Here is a 24,447-nt window from a genome sequence, read left to right on the forward strand (position 1 = left end):
ATACAATGGATTTTAATTACAATGAAAATCAGAAAATGATTGCGGATATGATTCGTGATTTTGCTGATGCACATATACGTCCTGATATGATGAAATGGGACGAAAGTCAGGAATTTCCGATACATGTTTTCAAAGAACTTGGAAAGTTAGGTCTGATGGGTGTTTTGGTTCCTACAGAATACGGAGGCTCAGGTTTTACTTACGATGAATATGTTACCGTAATTTCTGAAATTTCTAAGGTTTGTGGATCAATTGGATTATCAGTGGCTGCTCATAATTCATTATGTACAGGCCATATTATGACTTTTGGAAATGAAGAGCAAAAGCAGAAATACTTGCCGAAATTAGCTACGGCTGAATATCTTGGTGGATGGGCATTGACAGAGCCCAATACAGGTTCGGATGCCATGCGAATGAAATGTACAGCTGTTGAAGATGGTGATGACTACATTATTAATGGAACGAAGTGTTGGATAACGCACGGGAAAAGTTCAGATGTAGTGGTGGTAATTGCTAGAACTGGAGACCTACTAGATTCTCATGGAATGACCACTTTTGTTGTAGAACGATCCAATCCAGGAATAAAAGCAGGAAAGAAAGAAGATAAACTAGGAATGCGTGCTTCAGAAACAGCTGAAGTGATTTTTGATAATTGTCGGGTACCTAAATCAGCTATTTTAGGAAACGTAGGTGATGGGTTTATTCAAGCTATGAAAATATTGGATGGTGGCCGTATTTCAATCGCAGCATTAGGACTCGGAATTGCAAAAGGAGCTTATGAAGCTTCTGTGAAATATTCCAAAGAAAGAGAGCAATTTGGTAAGCCAATTTCAGAGTTTCAGGCCATAGCCTTTAAAATCGCTGATATGGCTACAGAAATTGAAGCAGCAGAGTTATTGATTTATCATTCGGCAGATTTAAAAAATAGGGGTCAGAAAATGACAAAAGAATCTGCAATTGCTAAATATTATTCTTCTGAAATAGCAGTAAAAATTTCAACAGATGCCATTCAGATTTTTGGTGGATATGGCTATACCAAAGAGTTTCCAGTAGAAAAGTTTTACAGAGATTCTAAATTGTGTACCATCGGCGAAGGAACTTCTGAGATTCAAAAATTAGTTATTTCAAGAGAAATTTTAAAGTAGTTGTTTTGTTATTAAAAAATAGCTACTTTTGTCGCCCAATTAAATTTATAAAAAAGGATTTGCGATGATTATAGTTCCCGTAAAAGAAGGAGAAAACATAGAGAGAGCGCTTAAGAAGTTCAAAAAGAAATTTGATAAGACAGGCGTTGTTAAAGAATTAAGAGAGCGTCAGCAATTTGACAAGCCTTCTGTATTAAATAGACAGCAACGTTTAAAAGCTATCTATAAACAACATTTACAGCAAGAAGAAGTTTAGTACTAAGCTTTTTTAATAATATATCTGAAGAGATACAGTTTTTCTGTGCCTAAGTCTTAACTTAGTGCAGTAAATTGTATCTCTTTTTTTTATGCTCAAAAAATTCATCGATTTTCTTAGAAATGAAAAGCGGTATTCCGAAAATACCATCATTGCATATCAAAATGATCTAGTACAGTTCTCTGAGTTTTTATTGGAACATTATTCATTTAAACTTTCTGAAGAGGAAGTTTATTCTGAGCATATTCGGTCATGGATGGTTTTTATGGTTGATTCGGGGGTTTCTGCTCGGTCAGTCAATAGAAAGATGACCACCTTAAAGTCCTATTTTAAATTTCTACTTCAAAAGAAATGGATAGAAACAAACCCCACTTACAAAGTAAGAAGTCTTAAAAATCAGAAGCGTCTTCCTCAATTCGTTTCAGAAAAAGAAATGTTCCTACTTTTTGATGAATTTTTCAAGGAAGATACTTTCGAATCGAAAAGGGATCGAGTTATTTTAGAATTGTTTTATGCCACTGGTGTCCGGCTATCTGAATTGATCAACCTTAAAAAGTCAGATATCAATCGATATGAAGGAATCATAAAGGTGATAGGAAAGAGAAATAAGGAACGATTTATTCCGGTCTATCCTGAGTTGCTCAGTAAATTAAAAGAATTAGAGGAATTGAATAAAGAGATGAGTAACGTAAGTGATTTTGTATTTTTAACAAAAAAAGGAGCAAAAATTTATTCCAAACTTGTTTATAGAATCGTTAATACCTACCTTAGTCAGGCTAGTAATAGCGAAAAAAGGAGTCCACACGTTCTTCGACATACTTTCGCCACACACCTTTTAAATAATGGTGCAGAATTGAATACTATAAAAGAGCTGCTAGGTCATACAAGTTTAGCTGCAACTCAAGTATACACTCACAATTCGATTGAAAAATTAAAAAAAATATATCAACAAGCTCATCCGCGAGCATAAAACTAAATAGTATGGATGTAAAATTGAATGTAAGATCAGTGCATTTTGATGCAGATCAGAAATTAATAGACTTTATTCAGGAGAAAATTAACAAGCTTAGTCAGTTTTTTGATAAGATAATTGATGCAGATGTTTATTTAAAGTTGGAAAATGTATCTAATATGGAGAATAAGACAGTTGAGATACGAATGAATATTCCAGGAAATGATTTGTTTGCAAAGCGAACTTCAAAGTCGTTCGAAGAGTCAACAGATGAAGTGACTGAGGCTTTAAGACGGCAGATTAAACGTCACAAAGAGAAGGCAAGAGGGTAGTAAAATCGGCAATATTTTTACCATAAATAGCGTGTATTTTAGCACGCTATTTTTTTTGTTTAAAAAAAATGCAAAAATGCTTTATCAATAAATAAATCTTTTTTACATTTGCAGACCTTTTTCAGGGGGATATTTGATCCACCTTTTTGAAAGGGTAGAAATTTTGAAAAAAAGCCGGTGTAGCTCAGTTGGCCAGAGCAGCTGATTTGTAATCAGCGGGTCGTGGGTTCGAATCCCTCCACTGGCTCTCGTTTTTTGAATATTAAAGATTAAAGTGTTGGGGGGATACTCAAGCGGCCAACGAGGACAGACTGTAAATCTGTTGGTGTACACCTTCGCAGGTTCGAATCCTGCTCCCCCCACAAGAAAACGATTAAAAGCGGGAGTAGCTCAGCTGGCTAGAGCATCAGCCTTCCAAGCTGAGGGTCGCGGGTTCGAATCCCGTTTCCCGCTCTTTTAATTCTTTAGCCGATGTAGCTCAGGGGTAGAGCGTTTCCTTGGTAAGGAAGAGGTCAGGGGTTCAATTCCCCTCATTGGCTCGAGTTTGGGAAGTTTTTTAAGTAAGTAATAAATAAAGTTAATAATCTAAACAAGCAATAAGTCATGGCTAAAGAAACATTTGATAGATCCAAGCCGCACGTAAACATCGGTACTATTGGTCACGTTGACCACGGTAAAACCACTTTGACAGCTGCAATTACTGTAGTATTGGCAAAAAAAGGTTTTTCTGCTGCTAGAGATTTTGCATCTATCGACAACGCTCCTGAAGAAAAAGAAAGAGGTATTACAATTAACTCTTCACACGTAGAATATCAAACTGCTAACAGACACTACGCTCACGTAGATTGTCCTGGTCACGCGGATTACGTAAAAAACATGGTAACTGGTGCTGCTCAAATGGACGGTGCTATTTTGGTTGTTGCTGCTACTGATGGTCCAATGCCACAGACTAGAGAGCACATCCTTCTTGCACGTCAGGTTGGTGTACCTACTATCGTTGTTTTTATGAACAAAGCGGATATGGTAGATGATCCAGAATTGTTAGAATTAGTAGAGATGGAAGTTAGAGATCTATTGAGCTTTTACGAGTTTGATGGTGATAATACTCCAATCATTATTGGTTCTGCGCTAGGTGGTCTTAACGGAGAAGCTCAGTGGGAAGATAAAATTATGGAGTTAATGGATGCAGTTGATTCATTTATTCCAATTCCTCCACGTGAAGTGGACAAGCCATTTATTTTACCTGTGGAGGATGTATTCTCTATTACAGGTAGAGGAACTGTAGCAACTGGTAGAATTGAAACTGGAGTTATAAACTCAGGTGATGAAGTTGTTATTATTGGTATGGGTGCTGAAAACAAGAAATCAACGGTTACTGGTGTTGAGATGTTTAGAAAAATTCTAGACAGAGGAGAAGCTGGTGACAACGTAGGTTTGTTGTTGAGAGGTATTGAAAAAGCTGACATTAAGAGAGGTATGGTAATTGCTCGTCCGGGTACTATTACTCCTCACACTGAATTTAAAGCTGAGGTTTATATCTTGAAGAAAGAAGAAGGTGGACGTCATACTCCATTCCATAATAAATACCGTCCTCAATTTTACGTTAGAACAACTGACGTAACAGGAGAGATCTTCTTAGAAGATGGTAGAGAAATGGTAATGCCAGGTGACAATGTTACTATTACTGTTAAGTTAATTGCTCCTGTAGCTTTGAATAAAGGTGTAAGATTTGCGATTAGAGAAGGTGGTAGAACTGTTGGTGCAGGTCAGGTTACTGAGATTTTAGTTTAATTACTGAAGTAGATTTATATCAAGAAAGGTGTCTCGCAAATGCGTGATACCTTTCTTGACTTTATAATATTAGACCTACGGGTGTAGCTCAATTGGTAGAGTAGTGGTCTCCAAAACCATTGGCTGGGAGTTCGAGTCTCTCCACCCGTGCAAAAATAAAAGAAATGTCAAAAATTAGAACATATATCGAAGAGTCAGCTGACGAGCTTTTTAATAAGGTCTCTTGGCCAACTTGGAGTGAGCTTCAAAGTAGTGCTCTTGTAGTAATGGTAGCAGCGATAATTATTTCTCTTTTGATTTTTGCAATGGACTCTACTTTCAGTACAATGATGGAGTTCATTTATCAGATGTTTTAATTTATTGGAGGGATAGAAGATGAGTGAGACTACTAAGAAGTGGTACGTTGTAAGAGCCGTGAGTGGTAAAGAAAAAAAGGTTAAGTTATACATTGAGGACGAAATCTCTAGATTGGGATTGTCTGATTATGTAACACAGGTGCTTATTCCTACAGAAAAAATTTATCAAATACGTAAAGGAAAAAAGATCAGTAAAGAAAGAAGTTTCTTTCCTGGATATATCTTAATTGAAGCAGATTTAGTTGGTGAGGTGCCTCACGTTATTAAAAATGTGAACAACGTTATCGGATTTTTGGGAGCTGAAAAAGGAGGAGATCCTGTTCCATTGAGAATGTCTGAGGTAAATAGAATATTGGGTAAAGTTGATGAGCTTGCAGAAAGCGAAGAAGAGTTGAATATTCCATTTATTGTGGGTGAATCAATAAAAGTAATTGATGGACCATTTAATGGATTCAATGGAACGATTGAAGAAATTAATGAAGAGAAGAAAAAGTTGAAAGTAATGGTGAAAATTTTCGGTAGAAAACAACCATTAGAATTAAGCTTTCTTCAAGTAGAAAAAGAATCTTAATAGTATACAATAAAGAAGACTAAGATGGCAAAAGAAATAAGTGGTTTAATTAAACTACAGATTAAAGGAGGGGCAGCGAATCCATCTCCACCCGTAGGTCCTGCATTAGGAGCTAAAGGAGTTAATATAATGGAGTTTTGTAAGCAGTTTAATGCAAGAACTCAGGATAAAGCTGGAAGAATTGTTCCTGCTGTAATTACGGTTTATGCTGACAAATCTTTTGATTTTGTAATCAAAACTGCACCTGCACCAATTCAATTATTGGATGCAGCGAAAGTTAAATCAGGATCACCAGAACCAAATAGAAAGAAAGTTGCATCTGTTACTTGGGATCAAGTTAGAGCAATCGCAGAAGATAAAATGGAAGACTTGAATGCTTTCAAAATAGAATCTGCTATGTCGATGGTAGCCGGTACTGCAAGAAGTATGGGATTGACAGAGAAGGGTACTAAACCTTTCTAATTACGTAAGAAAAGAAAAGTTTTAAAAATGGCAACATTAACAAAAAATAGAAAGGCAGTTGAAGCTAAAATTGATAAGGATAAATTGTATTCTTTGAAAGAAGCTTCTCAGCTAGTTAAAGAAATTACTTTTACAAAATTTGATTCTTCTGTAGATATTGATTTGCGTTTAGGAGTTGATCCTAGAAAAGCAAACCAAATGGTTAGAGGAACAGTATCATTGCCTCACGGTATTGGTAAAACTGTAAAGGTTTTGGCACTAGTTTCTGCTGACAAAGAAGAGGAAGCTAAGGCTGCTGGTGCAGACTACGTTGGTTTAGATGAGTATATCGAAAAAATCAAAGGTGGATGGACTGATATTGATGTTATTATCACTATGCCAAGTGTAATGGGTAAAGTTGGTGCTTTAGGTCGTGTTTTAGGACCAAGAGGTTTAATGCCAAACCCAAAATCTGGTACAGTAACAATGGATGTTGCAAAAGCAGTAACTGAAGTAAAAGCGGGTAAAATTGACTTTAAAGTAGACAAATATGGAATTATCCATACTACAATTGGTCGTATTTCTTTTGATGAGAAGCAATTAGCTGAAAATGCAAGAGAATTTATTCAAACTGTAGTGAAGTTGAAGCCAGCTGCATCTAAAGGTGTATATCTAAAAGGAGTCGCTATTTCTAGTACTATGAGTCCTGGAATACATGTGGATCCAAAAAGATTTATAGAAGATTAATACAAATAATTCAACCGAAAGGCGATGACTAAAGAAGAAAAAAATAGCATAGTTAATGAGCTTTCAGATAAACTGAACCAAGCAAGTGTATTTTATTTAGCAGATGTTGCTGAGTTAGATGCAGTAAGTTCGACTAGACTGAGAAGATTATGTTATAACAAAGAAGTTTCTCTTCAAGTTGTGAAAAATACCCTTCTAAGGAAGGCTTTAGAGCAAGCTGATGGAGAATACGAAGAGCTATATGCTGTGTTAAAAGGAAACACTTCGATTATGTTTGCGGAAACTGGAAACGTTCCTGCAAAATTAATTAAGGATTTCAGAAAAAAAGGTACTAAGCCAGCATTAAAAGGGGCTTTTATTGACTCTGCAATTTTTATTGGAGACAATCAATTAGAAACCTTAATAAATATCAAGTCAAAAGAGGAAGTTATTGCAGATGTTATTGCATTACTTCAATCTCCAGCGAAAAACGTTCTATCTGCACTTCAGTCAGGTGGAGCTACTATCGCAGGGCTTGTTAAAACATTAGGTGATAGACCTGAATAGTATTGTACGCACTCAATCCAAATAATAAAAATTTAAAATAAAAAAAGTAGTAAAATGGCGGATTTAAAAGCACTTGCTGAAGAGTTGGTAAACTTAACAGTAAAAGACGTAAATGAGTTAGCAGGTATTCTTAAAGATGAGTACGGAATTGAGCCAGCTGCAGCAGCAGTTGCAGTAGCAGGTCCAGCAGGCGGTGACGCAGGCGATGCACCAGAAGAGAAAACAGAATTTGATGTAATCTTGAAGGCAGCAGGTGGATCTAAGTTAGCAGTAGTTAAATTGGTTAAAGAATTGACTGGTTTAGGTTTGAAAGAAGCTAAGGAATTAGTTGATGGAGCACCAAAAGCTGTTAAAGAAGGAATTTCTAAAGACGAAGCGGAGTCATTAAAATCTTCATTAGAAGAGGCAGGAGCAGAAGTTGAGCTTAAGTAATATTAGTTCAACAATATAATATTTAAGGTTTAGACCCATCTTTATAGGTGGGTCTAAACCCTTTTGTCGTTTATATCTATTATTAACTAATCATTTCTCCAAAATGATGAATTCAGCAGTCTCTAATAAAAAGCAAAGCAGAATAAGTTTTGCTTCGATCAAAAATAAATTAGAATATCCTGATTTCTTGGATATCCAGTTGAAGTCTTTTAGAGATTTCTTTCAATTGGAAACAAATCCAGAGAATAGAGAGGAAGAAGGACTATTTAAAGTATTCAGTGAGAACTTTCCAATTACAGATGCACGTAATCAATTTGTTCTTGAATTCCTGGATTACTTTGTTGATCCACCCCGTTACACCATTGATGAGTGTATTGAAAGAGGGTTGACTTATAGTGTGCCTTTAAAAGCTAAACTTAAGCTATATTGTACCGATCCTGAGCACGAAGATTTTGAAACAATTGTACAAGATGTATATCTTGGTACAATTCCTTACATGACACCAAAAGGTACTTTTTGCATCAATGGTGCAGAACGTGTAATTGTTTCTCAATTACACAGATCTCCTGGTGTGTTCTTTGGACAAAGCCGTCATGCGAATGGTACTAAGTTATACTCTGCAAGAGTAATTCCATTCAAGGGATCTTGGATTGAGTTTGCTACAGACATTAACAATGTGATGTATGCATACATTGACAGAAAAAAGAAATTACCTGTAACCACGCTTTTAAGAGCTATTGGTTATGAGTTTGACAAAGATATTTTAGACATTTTCAACCTTGCTGATGAGATAAAAGTTAGCAAAGCAGGTTTGAAAAAAGTACTAGGAAGAAAATTAGCTGCTAGAGTTTTAAAAACTTGGGTAGAAGATTTTGTTGATGAAGATACTGGTGAAGTTGTTTCTATTGAAAGAAATGAAGTTATAATTGACCGTGAAACTGTATTGGACAAAGAGCACATTGATGCTATTGTTGATTCAGGAGCTAAAACAATTATTCTTCACAAAGAGGATGTAAATTCTACTGATTTTGCTATTATTTATAATACACTTCAGAAAGATCCATCTAACTCTGAGAAAGAAGCGGTAGAGCATATCTATAGACAACTTCGTAACTCTGAGCCACCAGATGAAGAAACAGCAAGAGGTGTTATTGATAAACTATTTTTCTCTGAAAATCGTTATGATTTAGGTGAAGTTGGTCGTTATAGAATCAACAAGAAATTGAATCAAAACATTGATGCTGAAGTAAAAATATTAACAAGAGAAGATATTATTTCTATCATCAAGTATTTGATCGAATTGATCAATTCTAAAGCTGATGTAGATGATATCGATCACTTGAGTAACAGACGTGTTAGAACAGTTGGAGAGCAATTGTATAGCCAGTTCGGTGTTGGTCTTGCAAGAATGGCAAGAACAATTAGAGAGCGAATGAACGTTAGAGATAACGAGGTATTTACTCCTGCCGATTTGATTAATGCAAAAACGTTATCTTCTGTAATTAATTCATTCTTCGGAACGAATCAATTGTCTCAATTTATGGATCAAACGAATCCATTGGCTGAGATCACACACAAAAGAAGAATGTCGGCACTAGGACCAGGTGGTCTTTCGAGAGAAAGAGCAGGTTTTGAAGTGCGTGATGTTCACTATACTCACTATGGTCGTCTTTGTCCGATTGAAACACCAGAAGGTCCAAACATTGGTTTGATTTCTTCATTGTGTGTTTATGCCAAAGTAAACCGTTTAGGATTTATTGAAACTCCTTACCGTAAGGTAGCGAATAGTAAAGTAGATTTAGATCCAGAAAACGTAATTTACTTAAGTGCTGAGGAAGAAGATGAGCAAACAATTGCACAAGCAAACGCTCAGATTGATGAGAAAGGTTCGTTCTTAACTGAGCGAGTTAAATCTCGTTTGGAAGGTGACTTCCCAGTTGTTGAGCCAAGCGAATTGTCATTGATGGACGTTTCACCTAACCAAATTGCATCTATTGCAGCATCTTTGATTCCTTTCTTGGAGCATGATGATGCGAACAGAGCGTTGATGGGATCTAACATGCAGCGTCAGGCAGTGCCGTTAATGCAGCCACAAGCTCCTATTGTTGGAACTGGTTTGGAAGAGCGAATTGCAATTGACTCAAGAGTATTGATCAATGCTGAAGGTAATGGTACAGTAGAGTATGTAGATGCTCGTACGATTTCTATTAAGTATGACAGAACAGATGAAGATAAGTTAGTAAGTTTTAATGAAGACACTAAAACGTATAACTTAATTAAATATCAAAAAACGAATCAGAGCACTACTATTAGCTTAAGACCTATCGTAAGAAAAGGTGAAAAAGTGAAAAGAGGACAAGTGCTTTGTGAAGGTTATGCTACCGAAGGTGGTGAATTGGCTTTAGGTAGAAACTTAAAAGTTGCATTCATGCCATGGAAAGGATATAATTTTGAGGATGCGATTGTGATTTCTGAGAAAGTAGTACGTGAAGATGTATTTACTTCAGTTCATATCGAAGAATTCGTTTTAGAAGTAAGAGATACCAAAAGAGGATTAGAGGAGTTGACTGCTGATATTCCAAACGTAAGTGAAGAAGCAACAAAAGATTTGGACGAGAATGGTTTGATCAGAGTTGGAGCAGAAGTGAAAGAAGGAGATATCCTAATTGGTAAAATTACACCTAAAGGTGAAACTGATCCAACGCCTGAAGAGAAGCTGTTAAGAGCAATCTTTGGTGATAAAGCTGGTGATGTTAAAGATGCTTCTTTGAAAGTGTCTCCATCTGTTAAGGGTGTGGTTATCGATAAGAAATTGTTTGAAAGAGCAATTAAAGATCGTAAAGCAAGATCTGAAGAGAAAATAGTTTTAGAGAAGTTAGACATCGAAATGGAAAAAGAGTTAATGGCTCTTAAAGATCGTTTGATTGAAAAACTTTACTCTATTGTAAACGGTAAAACGTCTCAAGGTGTTTTTGATTTCTATAAGGAAGAGAAAATTGCTAAAGGAACTAAGTTTACTCAAAAGATTTTAGCTGGAATCGATGATTTTGGTCATATTGATCCAAACAATTGGACGACTCAAGATGAATTGAATGTTTTAATCAAGAGATTGTTGCACAATCACAACTTGAAAGCAACTGAGATTCAAGGATTGTACAAACGTAAGAAGTATGCAATCACTATTGGTGATGAATTGCCTGTAGGTATTGTGAAGTTGGCTAAAGTATATCTTGCTAAGAAACGTAAGTTGAAAGTAGGAGATAAGATGGCAGGACGTCACGGTAACAAAGGTATCGTTGCTAAGATTGTAAGAGCTGAAGACATGCCTTTCCTTGAAGACGGAACTCCAGTTGATATCGTATTGAACCCACTTGGGGTGCCTTCACGTATGAACTTAGGTCAGATTTATGAAACTGTTTTGGGTTGGGCCGGTGAAAAATTAGGATTGAAATTCTCAACTCCAATTTTTGATGGTGCTACTTTAGACCAGATAAATGACTACACTGATCAAGCAGGTATTCCTAGAAACGGTAGAACTTACCTTCACGATGGAGGTACAGGAGAACGTTTCCACCAGCCAGCAACAGTAGGTATTATCTACATGTTGAAGTTGGGTCACATGGTTGACGATAAGATGCACGCAAGATCAATCGGACCATATTCATTAATTACGCAACAACCATTGGGTGGTAAAGCTCAGTTCGGTGGACAGCGATTTGGTGAGATGGAGGTATGGGCTCTTGAAGCATTTGGAGCAGCAAATATCTTACAGGAAATTTTGACCATTAAGTCAGATGACGTAATGGGAAGAGCAAAAGCTTACGAAGCAATTGTTAAAGGTGAGGCGATGCCTACTCCAGGAATTCCGGAGTCATTTAACGTATTGTTACACGAATTAAGAGGTTTATGTTTAAACATCACTTTGGGAGAATAATCTTCTAAAGTGGTGTAAACCACTTTTAATTTTTGTAGGCTTATTAATGTATTAACAACTATTCAACTTAAAGAATATGGCTTTTAAGAGAGAAAATAAAACACAAAGTAATTTTAATAAAATTACTATCAGTTTAGCTTCACCAGAGATGATATTAGAATCTTCTAGCGGTGAAGTACTCAAGCCTGAAACGATTAACTATCGTACATACAAACCAGAAAGAGATGGTCTTTTTTGCGAAAGAATCTTTGGACCGGTTAAGGATTGGGAATGTCATTGTGGGAAATACAAAAGAATCCGATACAAAGGAATCGTTTGTGACCGTTGTGGTGTTGAAGTAACTGAAAAGAAAGTTCGTAGAGAACGAATGGGGCATATTTCATTAGTTGTTCCTGTAGCACATATTTGGTATTTCAAATCGTTGCCAAACAAGATTGGTTACCTTTTAGGATTGCCAACAAAAAAGTTGGACACTATTATCTATTACGAAAGATACGTGGTTGTTCAAGTTGGTCTTGCTAAAAATACCAATGGCGAAGAATTAGAATACTTAGACTTCTTAACTGAAGAAGAATACTTGGATATATTGGATACCCTTCCAAAAGAAAACCAATATTTAGACGAATCAGATCCAAACAAATTTATTGCAAAAATGGGTGCTGATGCACTTTATGAATTGCTAAGAAGATTGGATTTAGATAGTCTTTCTTATGATTTGAGACATAAAGCAAATCATGAGACTTCTCAACAAAGAAAGAATGAAGCATTAAAAAGACTTCAAGTTGTGGAGTCTTTCAGAAATGCAAATGAGAATATTGAGAATCGTCCTGAATGGATGATTGTTAAAGTTGTACCGGTTATTCCACCTGAATTGAGACCATTGGTTCCTTTAGATGGAGGTCGTTTTGCAACTTCAGATTTAAATGACTTGTACCGAAGAGTGATCATCAGAAACAACCGTTTGAAGCGATTGTTAGAGATCAAAGCTCCAGAAGTAATCCTTAGAAATGAGAAACGTATGCTTCAAGAAGCTGTGGACTCATTATTGGATAACTCAAGAAAGTCAAGTGCAGTTAAAACTGATTCAAACAGAGCTTTGAAATCACTTTCTGATAGCTTAAAAGGTAAGTCTGGACGTTTCCGTCAAAACTTATTGGGTAAGCGTGTGGATTACTCTGGTCGTTCTGTAATTGTAGTAGGACCAAGTTTGAAATTGCATGAATGTGGTTTGCCAAAAGATATGGCAGCAGAACTTTACAAGCCATTTGTTATTCGTAAGTTGATCGAAAGAGGTATTGTAAAAACTGTAAAATCTGCAAAGAAAATAGTTGACCGCAAGGATCCTGTAGTTTGGGATATTTTAGAGAACGTATTGAGAGGACACCCTGTGTTACTTAACCGTGCTCCTACATTGCACAGACTAGGTATTCAAGCGTTTCAACCAAAATTAATTGAAGGAAAGGCAATTCAGTTGCACCCATTAGTATGTTCGGCGTTTAACGCGGATTTTGATGGTGACCAGATGGCAGTTCACTTACCATTAGGTAATGCTGCAATTTTGGAAGCACAAATGTTAATGTTGTCTTCTCACAATATTTTGAACCCTGCAAACGGTTCACCGATTACTGTACCTTCTCAGGATATGGTACTTGGTCTATATTATTTGACCAAAGAACGTTTCTCTGAGCCTGAATTAATCATTAAAGGAGAAGGAAAAACTTTTTATTCTCCTGAAGAGGTTATTATTGCGAACAATGAAGGTCGATTAGACATTCACGCAAAAATTAAAGTAAGAGTAAAGGACAGAGGTGAAATTAAAATTATTGACACCACTTGTGGTCGAGTAATCTTTAATCAAGTAGTTCCTGAAAGTGCTGGTTACATCAACGAATTGTTGACTAAGAAATCGTTGAGAGACATTATTGGTAACATTCTTAAAGATGCTGGTACAGCATTAACTGCGAAGTTTTTGGATGATATTAAGGACATCGGTTACGAAATGTCATTTAGAGGTGGTCTATCGTTTAATTTAGGTGATGTAATCATTCCTAAAGAGAAAGATGAGTTGATGTTGAAAGCAGCTGGTCAAGTAAAAGAAGTTTGGGATAATTATAACATGGGTTTCATTACTAATAATGAGCGTTATAACCAAATTATTGATATCTGGACACACACGAATACTAGATTGACAAACACAGTAATGGATCGATTGAAAACTGACAACCAAGGTTTCAACTCAGTTTATATGATGTTTGATTCTGGTGCAAGGGGTTCTAAGGAGCAAATTCGTCAGCTTTCAGGAATGAGAGGTTTGATGGCTAAGCCACAAAAATCTGGTTCTACAGGTCAAGAAATTATTGAAAACCCAATTCTTTCTAACTTTAAAGAAGGTCTTTCTATTTTGGAGTACTTTATTTCTACTCACGGTGCACGTAAAGGTCTTGCGGATACAGCATTGAAAACAGCGGATGCGGGTTACTTAACTCGTCGTTTAGTTGATGTTTCTCAAGATGTTGTGATTATCGATGAAGATTGTGGTACATTAAGAGGAGTAATGATTTCACCATTGGTTAAAAATGATGAGATTGTAGAATCGATGTATGATAGAATTCTTGGTAGAACTACTGTTCACGATGTTTACCATCCAAATACTGGAGATTTAATTATTGAATCAGGTGAAGAGGTAACTGAAGAAATCGCTAAATTAATTGATGAGTCTCCAATCGAGGAAATGGAAATGCGTTCAGTATTGACATGTGAATTGAAAAGAGGTGTTTGTTCTAAATGTTATGGAAGAAGTCTTTCAACAGGTAGAATGGCGCAACGAGGAGAGTCTGTTGGTGTAATTGCTGCACAGTCTATTGGTGAGCCTGGAACACAGTTGACATTGAGAACATTCCACGTAGGGGGTACTGCATCTAAAATTGCTGATGAATCAAGAATTGAAGCGAAACATGATGGTATTCTTGAAATGGATGAATTGAAAACAGTTGAAGGTGAAAATAAGGATGGGAAGAAAGTTCAAATCGTTATTGGTCGTTCTGCTGAAATGAGATTAGTTGACTCTAAAACAGGTATTGTTTTGGCTACTGCTAACATCCCTTATGGTGCATTATTGTATCAAAAAGAAAATGTTAAAGTTGCAAAAGGAGACTTGATTTGTGAGTGGGATCCATATAACGCTGTTATTGTTGCAGAATTTAAAGGGAAAATCGTTTTTGAAAACCTTATCGCAGGTGTTACTTATAAAGAAGAGTCTGATGAGCAGACTGGATTTAGAGAGAAAGTAGTAACTGAGAATAAGGATAAGAAAAACGTTCCTGAAATTAAGATTGTAAACAAGAAAGGCGAAGTTCTTAAAACCTATAACTTACCTGTTGGTGCTCACATTTCTATTGATGAAGGTGATGAAATCGAAACAGGAAAGATTTTGGTTAAGATTCCTAGAGTTTCCGGTAAATCTGGAGATATTACAGGGGGTCTTCCAAGAGTAACAGAGTTGTTCGAAGCAAGAAATCCATCTAATCCTGCAGTGGTTACTGAAATTGATGGTATAGTTTCTTTCGGTAAGATTAAGAGAGGTAATAGAGAAGTTATTGTTGAATCAAGAACTGGAGAAGTTAAAAAGTATTTGATTAACTTATCTAAACACATTTTGGTTCAAGAAAATGACTTCGTAAGAGCAGGAAGTTCACTTTCTGATGGAGCGATTACCCCAGCTGATATCTTAGCAATTAAAGGACCTACGCAAGTTCAAGAGTACATTGTAAACGAAGTTCAAGAAGTTTACCGACTACAAGGAGTGAAGATCAACGATAAGCACTTTGAAGTAATTGTGAGACAAATGATGCGTAAGGTGGTTATTGAGGATCCAGGTGATACTCGTTTCTTAGAGAAGCAAATTGTTAACAAAACTGAGTTCATGGAAGAAAACGACTGGATTTTCGGCAAAAAGATTGTTGAAGATGCAGGAGAATCTGATGTATTAAAACAAGGTCAAATTGTTACTGCTCGTAAATTAAGAGAAGAGAATTCTCGTTTGAAGCGTTCTGATAAGAAGTTGGTAGTAGCGAGAGATACTATGGCGGCAACTTCAAGTTCAATACTACAAGGTATCACAAGAGCATCGCTACAAACAGATAGCTTTATCTCTGCTGCTTCTTTCCAAGAAACAACAAAGGTATTGAATGAAGCTGCTGTAAGTAGTAAGGTAGATCACTTAATGGGATTAAAAGAAAACGTTATCGTTGGACATTTAATACCTGCAGGTACAGGTCTGAAAGCTTACCAAGATATCGTTGTAGGTTCAAATGAAGAATATACAAGATTGAAAGCAGCTAAAGAGGTAACTCAAGAAGTTGAATAAATATAAAGCAGAGCACTATGAGTGATGAGAAGAAGGATGATAAGCTCAATATTGAGCTGAGTGAAGAGATTGCTGAAGGTCAATATTCAAATTTGGCCATTATCAGTCATTCAAATTCTGAGTTTGTTTTTGATTTTATCAAAATCATGCCTGGAATGCCAAAAGGAAAAGTGAAGTCTAGAATTTTGATGACTCCTCAACACGCTAAAAGATTGTTAAGAGCACTTAATGATAACGTGGTAAAGTTTGAGTCGCAGAACGGAACAATTACCGAAGGAGAACAACCAAGTTTTCCAATGAATTTTGGTGGTCCAACGGCTCAAGCTTAATTGCTTTTAGCTTTAAATTACAAAGGGTTTCAAGTCGATATTTCGATTTGAAACCCTTTTTTTTGTCCTATAATTTATCACTTATGTTAGTGGTGGTTATCCTTTAATAGGATTAATTCATGAATCCTCCCTCCATCTTAGGAGTAGGTTGGTAGAATTTAAAAATTTTTATAAGTTGGTTTAAGAATAGAAATGGGTGAGAAGACAGAGTAGAGTTAAACTTTAGTCCAGTGCTTTTTTGTTAAACAAGATATATCCAAAATGGATAAGGAACTTATATTGATCAACAGCTTTGTCATAATAATTAAAAGATGCTGCAATTGGACCAATTCGTGTAGTATAAACAGTTGTTATTGTACCGATAATATCTCTTGTTGAAAATTCCTCTCCATATTGGGCAGCTTTATTTACCTCTTTAATTTCTTGAATTGGTTGGAACAAGTAACCTTCGACTCTTAAATCAAGTTTCTTGTGAATAGAATAAATTGCTTTTAGCCCTGCAGCAGAATATGAATGAGTTCTATATTGATATTGAAACAAAGTAGACATCTCTGGCAAGGGTTGAAAGGACGGAGAAATTAAAACAGTTGACGTATAATTACTAAAGAACGGTTGGTTTGTGGAGATAAATTCAACTTGACCTCCCAATTTGAATTTATGTTTACTTAAAAAATAATTTTGGTAGATAAACTTTAATTCAAACCACTCTCTTTTATTCAAAGTATTAACTGTTTCTAAGGAAGTAGAACCCGGTTTATTTTTCTCATCTCCATTTACCCAACGACCTTGTAACTTTAAGTAACTACCTGTTTTGGCATACTGTTTTTGATCGAGTGTACTTCTTGTATAGCTTAAAAAAGGAGAAAATCCTTTGAAATCATTTAAGTCAGCAGTGTCGGTTCTTAAAAAGTCATTGGTTTGGTAATATTCATTATCTAGAATAAAGAAAGTCGAGCCTAGTTCCAGTTTGCCTTTAAATCGAATAGGAGTTCCAACTTTAGCTTCAATAAAACTCTCATTCTTGATTAAATAGGAGGGGTTAATGTCCTCTAGAATGGTGGTAGAGCTATTGAAAAAATCCCATTTACTAGCCGTATAATTTACTTCAGTATATATTGGAAGCTTGTTAGGGAATTCCATTCTTCCTCCTATTTTAGCTGAACTGTGAAGTTTCCCAAAATAGGTATTGCCACTCAAGGTTAAATTGGTTTTTTTCATCCGATTGTATCGAAGACCTACGTATCCTGTATTGATCGGACGTGTTGAGATAATTCCACCAAACTCAACTTGAAATGCTTTTTCCTTTTTTATATCTAGGTTTAAATCATATAGTCCTGTTCTTTTGTTGTAGGTTGCTAAAGGATAAATTTCCCTGATTCCTCTATCAGATAACAACCGCATGTATGATTGCTCTAATTTATCAAATTCAAAAAACGATTTATTTTTTAAAGCTTGGTTGAAAATATAATTGGTTTGTTGTTCATCTATTCCATTAACTGAAACGGAGCCAAATCTCAATTGTTTCTGTTTGTTTTTAAATGCGCTTCTCTCTTCAGCGAGCAGGGAGTCATTTTTTCTTACCGATACATGAAATTTAATCGAGTCCATCACAGAAATAGTGGCTTTATATCCTTCTTGAATAGCACTGTAATTTTCTTCAAAATCTAGCAGTGTTATTTCATTTACTTTTGGAGTGATGATAATCCCATTCGCACATTCAATGGTATAATTGGATTCCTTACTCAACATGCTTTTGATTTGAGAGATTAAATTGTCCTCAGTAGGAGGTAAATCTGCTCTTGACACATTACTACCAATAATGTAATCTGGCATAAAATCATGGTACATAATGTCAGAAGGGAAATTGTTATACAAACCTCCATCCAATAATAATCTATTATTATGTCTTATCGGGGATAAATAAAATGGATAAGCTATTGATGCCCTGACAGCAGTAGATAAATCTCCTCTATAAAATGGATATTCTCGTCCATTGGTGATGTCTGCAGCAATGCATCTAAATGGTATAAACAAGCTATCAAAATTGTAGTTGGCTGCTGCTGAAGCCGGCGCAAAAAGCTGTAATAAGCCAAAGTCTATAGGTACAGAAGAGATAAAGCTGGTAGGTAGATTATTCTCAAAAATAGTGTCTAGATTAAAATCAATATTTACCAATTCAGCACTTGGATCCTCTTTTTTATAATAAAATGAGTAGCGGTCTATGGCCACTCCATTCGACCATTTAATAAATTCGTCAGAAATAAATAAAGCCTCAATTTCTCTGGGGGTTTTTCCAGAAGCATACAAAGCACCCACCAAAGCACCAATTGAGGTTCCTGTAATATAGTCAATGGGAATGTTATTGTCTTCCAATGCTTTTAACACCCCAATGTGTGCTGCACCACTTGCACCACCACCACTTAATACCACACCTACTTTTTGGCCATATGTTACAAATGGCAAGCAAATTAGCAAGAATGTAAGGTGTCGAATATATTTGAACATGAATACTTTAATTCGAATAAAGGTATTAAAATTTTAAATGCTGGTATTACCTTTCATCATTTAAAGGATGTTAAGTAATCTGTTACTTTATAAATTCTTGATCCATACCATGAAAATGCTTCTCCATCTACTAATCTTATTGATGATTTTGGGAATTTAACTTTAAACTCTTTGAGGTGATTTTCTTTAAATGGGAAAGGCTCAGAAGACAATAATAGCTCATCTGGTTGAAGTTGATGTATGTCTTCTTCTGTTACCATTGGATATCGTTCCTTATGGTCTAAACAATTAACATATCCCACTCTTCCCAGCATATGATTTATAAAGGTGTCATTTCCAATACTCATAAATGGATCGTTCCATATTAAGTAGAGTGCAGTTCGTTTTGGTTGAATGGGAATAATTTCATCCATTGTGTTTTGTACCCTTTCAAGGATACCTTTTGATTCCAATTCACGATCGCAAATTCGACCAATGTCAGAAATGAAAACATACATTTCGTCAATCGTATTGATATTACTGATATAGGTTGGAATTTGGGCAGAGATGAGTTCTATTTCTTCCTTGGTGTTTTCTTCCAAGTTGGCGATTACAAAATCCGGCTGTAATGCCAATAGTCGTTCTATTTTGACATTCTTGGTGCCTCCAACAATTGTTTTTTCTGCTCTTAAATTCTCAGGATGTATACAAAACTTAGTTACACCAATCAACTCATTTTGGAGATTCAAATCCCAAAGCAATTCACTGATGGATGGAACCAACGATACAACTTTTTGGGGAGCCTGCTCAAAGCTGAGCATTCTCCCCATTTGATCTTTCAATTGTATCTTCATTTTGTTTTATTTCAAAGAATCAATCACGTCGTGAATCGTGATGATGTGAGCAATTCCTGCTGCATCTTTTATCAATACTGCTCTGTTATTTTTATCAATTTGTTTGGAAACGTCTTCGATAGTTGCATTTGCTTCAACAAATGGATACGCTTTGCCCATTACTGAATTGACTTTATCTTCGCCTATTTTTGGATTTTTAATCAAAGCTGCATACAATTCTGTATCGTTTAATGAACCAACGTATTCTCCTGATTCGTTAACTACTGGCACTTGAGAAATATTGTATTTCGTCAATACAGCAATTGCTTCAGAAATGGTATGGTTGTCATTTACTGTTACCAACGTTTTGTCTTTGTGATTTTTAATCAAATCTAATGCCCTAGCTTTTTCTTTGTCTAAAAACCCTCTGTCTCGCATCCAGTCGTCGTTAAAGATTTTTCCTACATATCGAGAACCATGGTCATGGAAAATAACCACTACTACATCGTCTTTTGTCAATTCGTTTTTTAGCTGATTTAATCCGGCAACGGCACTACCTGCAGAGTTTCCCATGAATAAGCCTTCCTCACGAGCTAATCTTCTGGTCATTAACATGCCGTCCTTATCGCTTACCTTTTCGAACTTATCAATCAATCCGAAGTCAACATTCTTTGGTAAAATATCTTCACCAATTCCTTCAGTTAAGTAGGAGTAAATTTCAGATTCATCAAATTCACCCGTTTCATGGTACTTTTTAAACACTGAGCCATAAGTATCAATTCCCCAAATTTTCACATTTGGATTCTGTTCTTTCAAATATTTAGCTGTTCCAGAGATTGTTCCTCCAGTACCTACACCAACTACCAAGTGAGTAATTTTTCCATCCGTCTGCTCCCAGATTTCAGGACCAGTTTGCTCGTAATGTGCTTTTCTATTCGACAGGTTGTCGTATTGATTCGGGTAAAACGAGTTTGGAATATCTTCATTTAGTTTTTTTGCAACTGAATAATAGGATCTTGGATCGTCAGAAGAAACATTGGTCGGAGTTACAATAACTTCGGCACCCATTGCTCTTAAAATGTCAATCTTTTCTTGAGATTGCTTGTCTGCCATCGTACAAATCAATTTGTACCCTTTTGCAATGGCTGCTAGCGCCAATCCCATTCCTGTGTTTCCTGAAGTTCCTTCGATAATGGTTCCACCTGGTTTCAATAAACCTGCAGCTTCTGCATCTTCTACCATTTTTACAGCCATTCGATCTTTTATCGAGTGACCAGGGTTAAAGGTTTCTACTTTGGCCAAAACCAATGCAGGAACATCAGCTACCGTTTTGTTTAATTTAACCAATGGCGTGTTTCCGATGGTTTCTATGATATTATTGAAGTACTTCATGATCGTTCTTTTTTTACGATTACAAAAGTATCATTTTAATGACCCAAATAGAAGTGAAAACCATTCTATTTGAAAAGAAAACTAATCGAATTTAATCGCCTTCGCTGGAGAGATTTTGGAAATAATCAAAGAGGGAATTAAGAGCATTACAATACTAATCAATAAGGTTCCTAAGTTTAGCCCAATTATATCCAATGTTGAGATTTCAATTGGCACGTGATCGATGTAATAGGCATCTTGGTCAAGTTTTAAAAATTGGAATTGAGATTGAAGAACACAAAAAAGAATTCCGATTAAGTTTCCCCAAAACAAACCAACACCTACAAGGTAAGTGGCGCTGTACAAGAAAATCTTACGAATGCTTAAGTTGTTTGCCCCAATTGCTTTTAATATTCCGATCATATTGGTTCGTTCGATCACCATGATCAACAATGCAGAGATGATATTTATTCCAGCAACTAAAAGCATTAGTATAATAATGACAAATACATTGATGTCTTGTAATTCTAGCCAATTAAAAATGTCGGCACGTGATTTTTTAATGCTAGTAGAATTGAAATTATATCCGATGGATTGATAAATTTCTTCATCTACTGATTCTAAATCATTAAAATCTTTGATAGAGACTTCGAATCCAGCTACCAAATTTTCCGACCAATCGTTCAGTTTTTGAATGTGTCGGATATCGCAGATTGCAAAGACTTCATCCATCTCGCCAAAGCCAGTATTGTATATGCCCGAAATGTTGAATTTTCGAATTCGTGGAGGCTCTTGAATAAAATAAATTTTGATATCGTCTCCAACTTTTAAGAAGAGCTTATTTGCCACATATTCTGAAATCAAAATGGCATCGCTTTTCGAGCTGTCTTCAATGGAGAAAGTAGAACCATCCACTAATTTGTCCTCGAAAAAACTCCAATCAAAATCGGAATCAATTCCTTTGAGCACAATACCATAAATGTCTTCATCCGTTTTTATTATTCCACCTTTGTTGGCAAAGACCTGTATGTTATCCACCTTTGGATTGTCTTTGATGGAGGAATAGAAATCTTGATTTCTATCAATTGGTTTGGCTTCGAGTGGATTGTCAGTATTGTAAGAAGTGATGCTGATGTGTGAGCCAAATCCAACTATTTTGTTTCGAATTTCAGTTTGAAAACCAGTCACCACAGCCAATGCAATAATCATAACTGCCATACCTAGAGCTATCGCTAAAATAGAAATTCGTATGATGGGTGCAGAAAAACGATTACCTTCGCTGTTGCCTTGAAGGATTTTTTTGGCTGTAAAAAGTTCGAAATTCAAAGGGTAATATTTATGGACAAAGGTAATAATAAGATGTATTCATATAAAAAAGCATTTTCGCTCCTCCTGATTTTATTTTTTACGGCTTCATTTAGCCTTGTAGCTTGTAATGATGTGGTGAAACGCGTTGAAAAAGCGGAAGCACAAATTCAAAAATCCACTCCAGTAGAAACAAAGTTAGTTTTAGGTGCGGAGCAAATGAACCTGTTGCTTCCATTGCTAAAAGACAAGAGTGTTGGGATAACTGGAAACCACAGTTCAATGGTTGGAAAAGTTCATTTAGTAGATTCTTTGTTGGCCCTAAAAGTAGCAGTCAAAAAAGTGTACAGTCCCGAGCATGGATTTCGAGGCGATGCTGACGCTGGTGAAAAAGTAAATTCTTCGGTAGACGAAAAAACTGGACTGCCGATATATTCCCTTTACGGGAAAAACAAGAAACCTTCGGTAGAAATGTTGAAAGGGATTGATGTGATGATTTTCGACATTCAAGATGTTGGCGCACGATTTTACACCTACATTTCTACGCTGCATTATGTCATGGAAGCTTGCGCTGAAAATAATATTCAGGTTGTTGTGTTGGATCGTCCGAACCCGAATGGATATTATATCGATGGACCAATTTTAGAAAAGGACTATTCTTCTTTTGTTGGCATGCATCCCATTCCTGTGGTTCATGGGATGACCATCGGAGAATATGCGAAGATGATCAATGGAGAAAAGTGGCTAAAAAATAACCTTCAAGCCGATTTGAAAGTAATCCCGATGTTGGGTTACTCCCACAAGGACAGGTATCAGTTACCTGTGAAACCTTCACCGAATTTGCCCAATATGGACGCCATTTATTTGTATCCTTCCTTGTGCTTTTTTGAAGGAACACCTATTTCCATTGGAAGAGGAACGGACAAACCCTTTCAGCAGTTTGGGCATCCTGCATTCAGGTTGTATTCCCATGTATTTACTCCAAAATCGATGTATGGTGCAAAAGATCCAAGACTAAAAGGAGTGAATTGTTCTGGTAGATTATTGACCAAAGACGCTGAGCGATTAAAAAACAATGGGATGATAGACTTACAATGGTTGATTGACAGTTATAGCCAGTATCCTGAAAAGGAGGAGTTTTTCACCAATTTCTTTTTATTGTTAGCCGGAACCAGACAATTGGAGGCTCAGATAAAATCGGATTTATCAGCAGATGAAATTAGAACCTCATGGAAACCAGGTTTGGAGAAATTTCAAAAGGAAGTGAGAAGTAAGTATTTGTTGTATGAGGATTTTTGAGAATTTTAGTTCACGACCATTCTAGATTTAAATTTTTATAATTCACGCTGCACCAAGAACGGCAGTGCCTAGATAATACTATGAGAAACAAAATTATAATTTTACATTTTTTTTACTTTTTCCAAACATTTGTTTTTGGGCAAACATTTTTAAATAGCAATGATGGATTATATTATGTAGATACTTCATATCAAACTTTAGCAAATGGAGTTATAGGTTATGTTCCCATAAGATACATGGAAGATTCTTCAGGGTATGAAATTTTAGATTCTGTTAACTTTGAATTTGATAATGGCAATTTGATTTGGAAAACGGTATTTGATAATCAAGATAGCTATCAATTATATAAGTTGAAGTTTGAGAATAATAGGATTTTTGATAGTGTATATGACTTTACAAGTAGAATATATTTTAATGATGAGTATACTGAGATTATCGAAAGAGTAAATTTTTTTAATGGTAAAAGGAGTGGCTCATATTTTAAGTATTATTTAAATGATCCGAGTTTTGAGTTTGAAATAGGTTCTTATAAAGATGGGTTATTGCATGGGTTAATTACTGAGTTCAATAAGAATGGTTTTCCACTAAATGAAACGGTTTATAAAGATGGTAAAATCAGTGGATTTGAGAGGACCTATTTTTTTAACTCTAATCAAATCCAATATGAAGCTCAATATAAAAATGGACTGGCAAATGGAAAGTTAATTACTTGGTGGGAAAATGGTAATGTCAGAGCCGTAACTGATTATATTAATAATAAACCAATGGGTAAGAGTGTTGTATATCTTGAAAATGGAGATACAGCCATTGTTCAGATTGTCGAAAATGGAATAGCATTAAGAACAGAGCAATATGTTAGAGATGTTGAAAACTTAAAAAACTTGCGACTTCTGTTTCCTAGTAAAGATAATACTCAGAAGTTCATTAGGAAGTGAAAGACCCGTTAGCGCGGACTTG

Annotated in this window: 20 protein-coding genes and 5 tRNA genes; 21 read left to right on the forward strand and 4 right to left on the reverse strand. The window is 35.8% G+C overall.

Translation table 11 applies throughout. The features are described from left to right. The first annotated feature begins 5 nt into the window (after positions 1-5). From ACTB0X_RS05435 to ACTB0X_RS05525, 19 genes are all read left to right on the forward strand, one after another. A complete protein-coding gene (locus tag ACTB0X_RS05435; RefSeq protein WP_463023979.1) occupies positions 6-1,145 on the forward strand; it encodes an acyl-CoA dehydrogenase family protein in 1,140 nt (379 codons plus the stop codon). A 64-nt stretch (positions 1,146-1,209) separates the two neighbouring features. After that, entirely contained in the window at positions 1,210-1,401 is a 192-nt protein-coding gene (rpsU, locus tag ACTB0X_RS05440; protein ID WP_463023980.1) for a 30S ribosomal protein S21, read from the forward strand. 91 nt (positions 1,402-1,492) lie between these two features. Then, a complete protein-coding gene (locus ACTB0X_RS05445) occupies positions 1,493-2,371 on the forward strand; it encodes a tyrosine-type recombinase/integrase (protein ID WP_463023981.1) in 879 nt (292 codons plus the stop codon). A gap of 11 nt (positions 2,372-2,382) precedes the next feature. After that, a complete protein-coding gene (gene hpf / locus ACTB0X_RS05450; RefSeq protein WP_463023982.1) occupies positions 2,383-2,685 on the forward strand; it encodes a ribosome hibernation-promoting factor, HPF/YfiA family in 303 nt (100 codons plus the stop codon). 173 nt (positions 2,686-2,858) lie between these two features. Continuing rightward, a tRNA-Thr gene (locus ACTB0X_RS05455) sits at positions 2,859-2,932 on the forward strand. 32 nt (positions 2,933-2,964) lie between these two features. Next, positions 2,965-3,047, forward strand: a tRNA-Tyr gene (locus ACTB0X_RS05460). 17 nt (positions 3,048-3,064) lie between these two features. Further along, positions 3,065-3,138 (forward strand) — tRNA-Gly (locus ACTB0X_RS05465). 14 nt (positions 3,139-3,152) lie between these two features. Next, positions 3,153-3,224 (forward strand) — tRNA-Thr (locus ACTB0X_RS05470). A gap of 64 nt (positions 3,225-3,288) precedes the next feature. Beyond that, a complete protein-coding gene (gene tuf, locus ACTB0X_RS05475) occupies positions 3,289-4,476 on the forward strand; it encodes an elongation factor Tu (RefSeq protein ID WP_463023983.1) in 1,188 nt (395 codons plus the stop codon). A 77-nt stretch (positions 4,477-4,553) separates the two neighbouring features. Then, positions 4,554-4,626 (forward strand) — tRNA-Trp (locus ACTB0X_RS05480). Positions 4,627-4,640: 14 nt separating this feature from the next. Continuing rightward, positions 4,641-4,832, forward strand: a complete 192-nt coding sequence (gene secE / locus ACTB0X_RS05485) for a preprotein translocase subunit SecE (RefSeq protein ID WP_463023984.1) — start codon at positions 4,641-4,643, stop codon at positions 4,830-4,832. A 19-nt stretch (positions 4,833-4,851) separates the two neighbouring features. Continuing rightward, on the forward strand, positions 4,852-5,403 hold the full coding sequence (nusG, locus tag ACTB0X_RS05490) for a transcription termination/antitermination protein NusG (RefSeq protein ID WP_463023985.1): 552 nt from the start codon (positions 4,852-4,854) through the stop codon (positions 5,401-5,403). 24 nt (positions 5,404-5,427) lie between these two features. After that, complete coding sequence (gene rplK, locus ACTB0X_RS05495; RefSeq protein WP_463023986.1) at positions 5,428-5,865, forward strand: 50S ribosomal protein L11; 438 nt, start codon at positions 5,428-5,430, stop codon at positions 5,863-5,865. Positions 5,866-5,892: 27 nt separating this feature from the next. Next, complete coding sequence (gene rplA, locus ACTB0X_RS05500) at positions 5,893-6,591, forward strand: 50S ribosomal protein L1 (protein ID WP_463023987.1); 699 nt, start codon at positions 5,893-5,895, stop codon at positions 6,589-6,591. 24 nt (positions 6,592-6,615) lie between these two features. Beyond that, the gene (gene rplJ, locus ACTB0X_RS05505) at positions 6,616-7,137 is read left to right on the forward strand and encodes a 50S ribosomal protein L10 (RefSeq protein ID WP_463023988.1); all 522 of its coding nucleotides are present in this window, start codon (positions 6,616-6,618) and stop codon (positions 7,135-7,137) included. Positions 7,138-7,191: 54 nt separating this feature from the next. Next, positions 7,192-7,569, forward strand: a complete 378-nt coding sequence (gene rplL / locus ACTB0X_RS05510) for a 50S ribosomal protein L7/L12 (RefSeq protein WP_463023989.1) — start codon at positions 7,192-7,194, stop codon at positions 7,567-7,569. A 103-nt stretch (positions 7,570-7,672) separates the two neighbouring features. After that, the gene (rpoB, locus tag ACTB0X_RS05515) at positions 7,673-11,503 is read left to right on the forward strand and encodes a DNA-directed RNA polymerase subunit beta (RefSeq protein WP_463023990.1); all 3,831 of its coding nucleotides are present in this window, start codon (positions 7,673-7,675) and stop codon (positions 11,501-11,503) included. A gap of 76 nt (positions 11,504-11,579) precedes the next feature. Continuing rightward, positions 11,580-15,869 (forward strand): DNA-directed RNA polymerase subunit beta', encoded by a 4,290-nt coding sequence (gene rpoC / locus ACTB0X_RS05520; protein ID WP_463023991.1) that lies wholly within the window; start codon positions 11,580-11,582, stop codon positions 15,867-15,869. 17 nt (positions 15,870-15,886) lie between these two features. Further along, positions 15,887-16,198, forward strand: coding sequence for a DUF3467 domain-containing protein (locus ACTB0X_RS05525; RefSeq protein WP_463023992.1), 312 nt, complete (start codon positions 15,887-15,889; stop codon positions 16,196-16,198). A 222-nt stretch (positions 16,199-16,420) separates the two neighbouring features. Here the strand turns inward: ACTB0X_RS05525 and ACTB0X_RS05530 are convergent, their stop codons facing one another. The 4 genes from ACTB0X_RS05530 to ACTB0X_RS05545 all read right to left on the reverse strand — a co-directional run bounded on the left by ACTB0X_RS05530 (position 16,421) and on the right by ACTB0X_RS05545 (position 22,212). After that, positions 16,421-18,703, reverse strand: coding sequence for a patatin-like phospholipase family protein (locus tag ACTB0X_RS05530; RefSeq protein WP_463023993.1), 2,283 nt, complete (start codon positions 18,701-18,703; stop codon positions 16,421-16,423). A gap of 56 nt (positions 18,704-18,759) precedes the next feature. Continuing rightward, positions 18,760-19,536 (reverse strand): helical backbone metal receptor, encoded by a 777-nt coding sequence (locus tag ACTB0X_RS05535; RefSeq protein ID WP_463023994.1) that lies wholly within the window; start codon positions 19,534-19,536, stop codon positions 18,760-18,762. Between the two features lie 6 nt (positions 19,537-19,542). Then, a complete protein-coding gene (locus ACTB0X_RS05540) occupies positions 19,543-20,907 on the reverse strand; it encodes a pyridoxal-phosphate dependent enzyme (protein WP_463023995.1) in 1,365 nt (454 codons plus the stop codon). 81 nt (positions 20,908-20,988) lie between these two features. After that, a complete protein-coding gene (locus ACTB0X_RS05545; RefSeq protein WP_463023996.1) occupies positions 20,989-22,212 on the reverse strand; it encodes an ABC transporter permease in 1,224 nt (407 codons plus the stop codon). A gap of 12 nt (positions 22,213-22,224) precedes the next feature. On the opposite strand from ACTB0X_RS05545, the gene ACTB0X_RS05550 reads away from it, so the two are divergent. After that, positions 22,225-23,490, forward strand: coding sequence for an exo-beta-N-acetylmuramidase NamZ family protein (locus ACTB0X_RS05550; protein WP_463023997.1), 1,266 nt, complete (start codon positions 22,225-22,227; stop codon positions 23,488-23,490). An 80-nt stretch (positions 23,491-23,570) separates the two neighbouring features. After that, entirely contained in the window at positions 23,571-24,425 is an 855-nt protein-coding gene (locus ACTB0X_RS05555; protein WP_463023998.1) for a toxin-antitoxin system YwqK family antitoxin, read from the forward strand. Positions 24,426-24,447 lie beyond the last annotated feature (22 nt).

The organism is Acidiluteibacter sp., assembly GCF_055129545.1.